The sequence below is a fragment of the Pontimonas sp. genome (genome assembly GCF_031581085.1).
GTDB lineage: Bacteria > Actinomycetota > Actinomycetes > Actinomycetales > Microbacteriaceae > Pontimonas.
In genome coordinates, this window is record NZ_JAVLBO010000069.1 from 1 (window position 1) to 1,467 (window position 1,467).

General features: G+C 56.0%; 2 protein-coding genes. One reads left to right on the top strand and one right to left on the bottom strand.

The annotated features are described in order from the left end of the window. Nucleotides 1-797 (bottom strand): enolase C-terminal domain-like protein (locus tag RI518_RS07905; RefSeq protein WP_310689831.1); only part of this gene is annotated, 797 nt, incomplete at its 3' end. A 273-nt stretch (nucleotides 798-1,070) separates the two neighbouring features. Here RI518_RS07905 and RI518_RS07910 point away from each other — a divergent pair. Then, nucleotides 1,071-1,467: hypothetical protein (locus tag RI518_RS07910; protein ID WP_310689832.1), on the top strand; the 397-nt coding region annotated here is incomplete at its 3' end.

The following is a 1,467-nucleotide window of genomic DNA, read 5'->3' on the forward strand; positions in this document are numbered from 1 at the left end:
GCAGCTCTGGCTCCCCACGACAGCCCAACACTCGTTTCAAGCCCTGACGAGATGACCACCTGCAAGCCGGCATCATGAGCCCTCTGGGCAAGTGCAAGTGTGGGTCTAATCCCACCTAATGGGCTTACTTTTAACACCGCGATATCGGCAGCGCTTTTGTCGATGACGTCATCCAGTGCACCTGACTGTCTGATGAGTTCATCGGCTGCCAAGCGAATCCCCGTTCCTCGAAGTTGGCGCTTTAGATAGACCATCTCGTCCACGGTCGAAACAGGCTGTTCGACGTAGTCGATGTCAAAGGCCCGAAGCATGAACAGGGCTTTGTCTGCTTCGCTCACGCTCCACCTGGCGTTTGCGTCTAAACGCAGAGTGACGTCAGGCCCCACGGCCTGACGAATTGCGTTGACGCGAGCGACATCGTCAATGAGGAGTTGGCCTGGCTCGCCGACCTTCACCTTCGCTGCTTTCGCACCGGGAAACTTTTTCCACCATCCGGCGACGTCGCCTGGATCCAGCGCGGGGAAGGTGGCATTAACTGCCACTTTTTCCACCCCGGCAGGTGCCGGGGTAACGGTGTCGTCGAAGGCTTGCTCCAAGGCGGCTTCCAACCATTTCGCCGCCACATCGTCCGGGTATTCAGTAAAGGCCGCCCACTCACCGGGCCCTTCTGGTCCGTCAATGAGCATTACTTCCCGGTGGGTGAGGCCCCTGAAGGGCATCCGCAAAGGAATACTCACCACATATGAGCGCTCTATTAACTCATTGACGTCTGTGATGCCAGAAATGTGGGGGCCCATAAAGCACAGTGTCCCACGTGGAGAAACCTTCAAAGTGAAAAACGAGATGCACTGTGAGAGTGCTCTGGGCAAGTACACCGAGGAGGTATTTCATTATCCGGCTCTAGACGCCGCTCGGACCATTGCGGGGCCGGGATGACCGTGTGGAGCCCGTAGGCTGTAGCACCAGGTGTTTCGGAGGTGTAGTCCACAGTGATCAGACCCGTTCTACGGTCTTTCTCCCTCCTGAGGCGTCGCCAGAAAATCCTTTTTCTCGCGATTGTCGCGTCCCGGGTGGTCGTTCACGCTCTCGATGTTTTAGGCCTTGCCGCCGTGGGTCTCCTTGGCGCGATGTTGGCAAGTGGTCTCACCGATCGAAATGAGGCCGAGTTCCTCGGCCTCACGGTGTCGATTGAATCCAGTCAAAGCTATTTGTGGGTGACGGCTGTCATTGCGGGTTTCTTTATGGCCAAATCGGTCATTGGAACTGCCTTACTTCGAGTGACCACACTGTTCTTAGCCAGGGTGGAAGCCAAATCTGCCAGTGAAGTAGCTAGGTATCTGTTCTCCGGTGACATGGGCCGTGTAAGGACTATGTCTAAGGGCGAGATCCAATGGGCGGTCAATGTTTCCAGCCAAATTGCTTTCTCGGGAATGTTGTTCTCAGGCTCCGCTCTTGTCACCGAATCTG